A 4,779-nucleotide genomic window follows, 5' to 3' on the forward strand; every position below is an offset into this window, starting at 1 on the left:
TTCTACGATGCAGGAGGCTATGGACAAGCTGGAGCAAAGCCAGTATTCGGCGATCCCCGTCATCGATGAAGAGGGGAAATACGCAGGCACGCTGGCCGAAGGGGATCTATTGTGGAAAATGAAGAATACCCCCGGGCTGAGCTTTCAAAATTTGGATACCGTCAAGGTCCATGAGATTAAGCGCCGGATTAAAAATGAATGCGTTTCAATCCATGCGCATCTGGAAGATATGCTGGAATTGGCCGCCGACCAAAACTTTGTTCCCGTCGTGGATGAAAACGAGATCTTTATCGGCATCATCCGCCGCAAGGTCATTATAGAGTATTACACGAGCAATATTAGTGATTGATCATTCGGTCAGATCAAGACCGGAACAACGGGTGAATGAATCTTATGAACAAGTTCACAGCCATCCTGAGCAAGTATTACGGACTGGAGCAGGTGGAGGTTCTCCGGCAGAAGGGCGGATGGGCCGCGCTGGCCTATAAGGTGACGGAACCGGAAAGCCGCCGCTCCTACTTTCTGAAGGTATATGAAAAAGACAGATCGTCCACGCCCAAATGGACCGCGCGGATTGATCAATATGTACCTATCACGAGCTGGCTTGAGCGGTCTACAGGGCTGCATGGGAAAATACCTGTTCCGATGATGACGATCCATGGTCATTACCGTTGTGAAGATGATTATGGCATCTATCTCCTCTATGACTATATTGATGGTGAGACCATTGGGGACAAACCGCTAACACAGGAACAAATTTGCCAGCTCGCGGCAATCGTGGCCGAACTGCATAGCTGCGGTAAAGAGATGCCTATTCAGTCCCAAAATATCGTGGAAAATTTCGAGCTGCCGTTTGCATTAAGCTTGAACAATATCCTGATGACTAAGGGTGCCGGTCTTCCAGGCGATCTATATAATCTGCTGGGGCCATACCTTGAAGCGTTAAACCGGATGATCTTTAATGCCGATGAAATATCTGCCGTGCTAAAACAGAGCAACCTTCCGCTTGCGCTGTGCCATACGGATATCCATCCTTGGAATTTAATGCAGCCTCAAAGCCGCCGTCAACTGATGCTGATTGACTGGGAGGGCCTTAAGCTAGCTCCTGTGGAAGCTGATCTGATGTTTGTGGTTGACCAATCCTACTTTAATGAGTTTATGCAGATTTACATGGCAGGACACTGATGTTCTACCAAATCAGAAGGAAGCTGGAGGATGTATGGGAGTTTATGGAACAGCTGTTATTTGACCGTCAATCACCGTCAGAACGAACATCGACCCTTCAGAGTTTAGAGAAGGAACTGTTGGAAATAAAAAGATCCATCGATGACTGAAATTTTCATCTTGGATGTTGATATATTCATGCACGAGCTGAAAAGAGGGGGAAGCCAACCGGCTTCCTCCTCTTTTCATAAAGATTAATTGCGCTGCAGCAGCACGTACCCGCTGATATCGGAAGTCATTTTGCGGAATACGATTTTAAATCCTACATCATGATCCTGTAGACAAGCCAATGCAGTGCTGAGCAGCGCATTGGGTCTTAAGTCTTGCCTGCAGGGAGCAGCGCTGCCAATGATACGAGCAGCGACGATTCTGCGTGCAGAACCGGGAATCAGCGGGTTTCTGGACCAGCTGATCAGTACAAGGTCCGGCTGCCGGACAGCCTTCACACGGCGGGGCATAGCGTCTCACCTCTTTTCTAGTAGTTCGCTATATTCAATGCAGTGGAGTTAGAGAACGTGCTAGACAGGAACCTCACAAGACACGGGGATCTCTATCGCTTGCTTATAAAGAATAATAGTGCAATAGATTGGCATTGCTTTAAGTTGTCAGGGGTAGGCTCATCAGTTCCATACCGCTATTGTTGGGGGGATGCCAACGATCCGGCTATTTTGAATGCTTTGGGTACATCCTAAAATGGAGGTCGCTGGAATAACGCATTCGATAATTTTCTGGTATAATCAACTCAGTTTCAGAAAATAAGCATTCACACAGAACAAAGGGGAAATTCACATGCCGAAGATTATGAAGACGTTAACCATTGCCGGCAGCGACTCCAGCGGGGGCGCAGGCATTCAGGCGGATTTGAAAACTTTCGAAGAGTACGGCACTTACGGTTTCAGCGCGCTGACCACGATCGTGACGATGGACCCGGACAACGGCTGGCACCATAACGTATATCCGGTGGATTCGGCTTTGGTTGCGGAGCAGCTGAAGACGGTCTTTGCCGGTGGACCGGTGGACGCCATGAAGACAGGCATGCTTGGCAGCGTGGACATCGTCCGCGTAGCGGAGCAGGCGATCAAAAGCAATCAGCAGAAAAACGTGGTCATTGACCCGGTCATGGTCTGCAAAGGCGAAGACGAAGTGCTGAATCCCGAAAGTGCAGAGGCGATTCGCGACTTGCTTCTTCCGCTGGCCACGGTGGTTACGCCCAATCTGTTTGAAGCCGGCGTGCTGTCCGGACTGGGCAAGCTGACCAGCATCGAGGAAATGAAGGAGGCGGCCCGCAAAATTCACGGCCTCGGCGCCCAAAACGTCGTTGTCAAAGGCGGCAAGGCACTCGGTGGGGACCGTGCGGTCGACGTATTCTTCGACGGCAAGGACTTCACCGTCCTGGAGACGGACAAGATCGAACCGGCCTACAATCACGGTGCCGGCTGTACTTTCGCCGCGGCGATTACGGGCGGTCTGGCGAACGGACTATCTGTCGCAGAGGCGGTGGCCAAAGCCAAAGATTTTGTGTCGGCGGCCATTCGCAGCGGATACCAGTTCAACGAATACGTGGGGCCGGTCTTCCACGGCGGGTATCGTCTGGACCGGTAATTTCGAAGCCGATGGGCAGCAGGCTGCTTTGGAGCAATGAAGAAAAAGGATGCACATTCCCGGAATGTGCATCTTTATTTATTTTGTTTTTATGACATCAAAAAGAAGGCCGGGCATCCAAAACGGACACCCAGCCTTCGGTATAAATTAATACGCCTGTTCAACCTCAACATCAACGTGAGCCGTGATTTCTTCATCCAAATCCAGCGTCACCTGCTCGCGGTAAGCCCGAATGTTATATTCGCTGTAGAGGTAACGCAGGATGGCTTCAATCATGTTGGACTCGACCAAATACTGGCTCCGTCCCTGTGCCCAAACCTCTGCGGAATATCCCGTTTCCTCGTCCCAGCTCAGCTCCACCTGCACATCCGTCGGACGGATCTGCTTACGCTCGGCGGTATGAAGACAAATCGCGTTCACGATTTCATCCATGGTCAGAATCAACATGATCAGTACCGTCCGTCATTCGGATTCGGTCGCTTCCGGTTGCGGAACGCTCTGTATCCGGCCCGGATGAGCGAGAAGAGAACGTAAATGGCCAGCAGGTTGATGATCAATCCGAAGAAATCGCCCATGAATCCCATGTTGCTGAACATGCCGCCGAACAGAAGTCCGGCCAATCCGCCGATCATGAGTCCCTTCATAAAGCTGCCGCCGCTGAAGAAGCCGCGTTTTGCCGTTGTGCCAGCTGTACTCGAGGTGTTGTTGGTCGACTTTTTGACGTTGCTGTTCGGCGTCGACTTGCTCGGCGTGTTCGTGTAGGATCTTGTGCCGGATTTAAATCCACCGCCTGCACGTCTGGCGTCCGCGTTATCCGGTACGGTAACGGCGAAGAAGAACGTAAACGCCAAAGCAATCAGCATCCACTTCTGTAAAGATTTTTTCATGGTTTGAAATATACCTCCCTGAGAATGGTGAAAGCATGTCTATCTCATAATACATTACGTACCAAATATCTTAAGGTTTCAAAATTAATTAAATTAATTTTTGCCGATAAAAGATGAATAATGTCTGATCATTCAACTTACGGTTTGACTAATGACGGAGGCTCTGAATAATCGCATTCTCTCAATATGCCCAAAACCCAGTTGCACCATTCCAAACCGGCTGCCGCATTAAAGATGCCTTTCTGGATCAGCAGGTGATCGTAAAATTCCCGGGTACCGAATTTCTTATGTTCCTCCGTCACTTTGCCCTGCATTGATTGGAACGATTCCAGCCGGCGGATGAAGTAAGATTTGCGGGTTTCCACGATATCGATGGCGTTATCCCTGTCGGTCATCCACATGCAGAAGGTTTTCATCGATAATTCGTCGCGGGTCACCGGATCGGGAAGCGGTTTGTACATCCATTCCTTGAGCTTGCGGATGCCGCTGTCCGTAATGGAGTATACCTTTTTATCCGGTTTGTCGCATTGTTTCACCCAATGGGAGCTCAGCAGCTCGTTCTCTTCCATCTGCGCCAGCAGCGGATAGATTTGGCTGTGCTTGGCCTGCCAGAACGGCTGAATCTTGAGCATCACATCATATCCTGATCCGGGTTCCCGTGCAAGGAAAGCTAGTAGTCCATAGGAAAGTGTATTCATTAGCATATCTCCTATACGTGAGATGGTCTTTTCAACCAAAGTGTACACTTAAACTGTATGGTTTTCAACCTGAGCTCATGACTGTAAAGCATGGATCGGAACGGAAAAGAAAATGATATTCGTCTAACACTGATGAATCGAGTTTTGAGGAGCCGGTTCGGCGCTGGACCGCTGCTCGCTGTTCACAAAATAGAAAAAACACGGATGATGATCATCCGTGTTTTTGCAAATCCAAGCGTATTCTACTTTTCGTAACCGTCGACAACCAGCTCGAGGTGGCCTGTTTTCGGATCGATGACCATGCCGTGAACGCTGCAGCCCGGCGGGAGAAGCGGGTGATTTTTGATCAGGCCCACGGTTCCTTTTAC

The 4,779-nt window shown here is 49.8% G+C and carries 7 protein-coding genes and 1 pseudogene; 3 read left to right on the top strand and 5 right to left on the bottom strand.

Going from position 1 to position 4,779, the window contains the following annotated elements:
- On the top strand, window positions 1-349 hold a 349-nt coding region (locus CPT76_RS05665; protein WP_105442209.1), incomplete at its 5' end, for a CBS domain-containing protein.
- 44 nt (window positions 350-393) lie between these two features.
- On the top strand, window positions 394-1,185 hold the full coding sequence (locus CPT76_RS05670) for an aminoglycoside phosphotransferase family protein (protein WP_308737523.1): 792 nt from the start codon (window positions 394-396) through the stop codon (window positions 1,183-1,185).
- Window positions 1,186-1,418: 233 nt separating this feature from the next.
- On the opposite strand, the gene CPT76_RS05675 is transcribed toward CPT76_RS05670, so the two are convergent.
- Complete coding sequence (locus CPT76_RS05675) at window positions 1,419-1,682, bottom strand: hypothetical protein (RefSeq protein WP_105442210.1); 264 nt, start codon at window positions 1,680-1,682, stop codon at window positions 1,419-1,421.
- 331 nt (window positions 1,683-2,013) lie between these two features.
- Between CPT76_RS05675 and pdxK the strand changes: the two genes are divergently transcribed.
- The gene (pdxK, locus tag CPT76_RS05680; protein WP_105442211.1) at window positions 2,014-2,826 is read left to right on the top strand and encodes a pyridoxine/pyridoxal/pyridoxamine kinase; all 813 of its coding nucleotides are present in this window, start codon (window positions 2,014-2,016) and stop codon (window positions 2,824-2,826) included.
- A 147-nt stretch (window positions 2,827-2,973) separates the two neighbouring features.
- Here pdxK and CPT76_RS05685 read toward each other — a convergent pair whose 3' ends face one another.
- The 4 genes and pseudogenes from CPT76_RS05685 to CPT76_RS39065 form a co-directional block, all read right to left on the bottom strand.
- Complete coding sequence (locus CPT76_RS05685) at window positions 2,974-3,270, bottom strand: YxcD family protein (protein ID WP_076171759.1); 297 nt, start codon at window positions 3,268-3,270, stop codon at window positions 2,974-2,976.
- Window positions 3,271-3,275: 5 nt separating this feature from the next.
- A complete protein-coding gene (locus tag CPT76_RS05690; RefSeq protein ID WP_094596436.1) occupies window positions 3,276-3,713 on the bottom strand; it encodes a hypothetical protein in 438 nt (145 codons plus the stop codon).
- A gap of 137 nt (window positions 3,714-3,850) precedes the next feature.
- Window positions 3,851-4,411, bottom strand: coding sequence for a PadR family transcriptional regulator (locus CPT76_RS05695; protein WP_105442212.1), 561 nt, complete (start codon window positions 4,409-4,411; stop codon window positions 3,851-3,853).
- Window positions 4,412-4,653: 242 nt separating this feature from the next.
- Window positions 4,654-4,779, bottom strand: a pseudogene (locus CPT76_RS39065) (carbonic anhydrase); the annotation flags it as partial.

The sequence above is a fragment of the Paenibacillus sp. AR247 genome (genome assembly GCF_002968895.1).
Taxonomy (GTDB): domain Bacteria; phylum Bacillota; class Bacilli; order Paenibacillales; family Paenibacillaceae; genus Paenibacillus_AQ; species Paenibacillus_AQ favisporus.

Excerpts from the sequence above, each read along its gene's own strand:
- CPT76_RS05695 (WP_105442212.1), bottom strand. The coding sequence starts at position 4,411 with ATGAATACACTTTCCTATGGACTACTAGCTTTCCTTGCACGGGAACCC.
- CPT76_RS05670 (WP_308737523.1), top strand. The coding sequence starts at position 394 with ATGAACAAGTTCACAGCCATCCTGAGCAAGTATTACGGACTGGAGCAG.
- CPT76_RS05675 (WP_105442210.1), bottom strand. The coding sequence starts at position 1,682 with ATGCCCCGCCGTGTGAAGGCTGTCCGGCAGCCGGACCTTGTACTGATC.
- CPT76_RS05690 (WP_094596436.1), bottom strand. The coding sequence starts at position 3,713 with ATGAAAAAATCTTTACAGAAGTGGATGCTGATTGCTTTGGCGTTTACG.
- pdxK (WP_105442211.1), top strand. The coding sequence starts at position 2,014 with ATGCCGAAGATTATGAAGACGTTAACCATTGCCGGCAGCGACTCCAGC.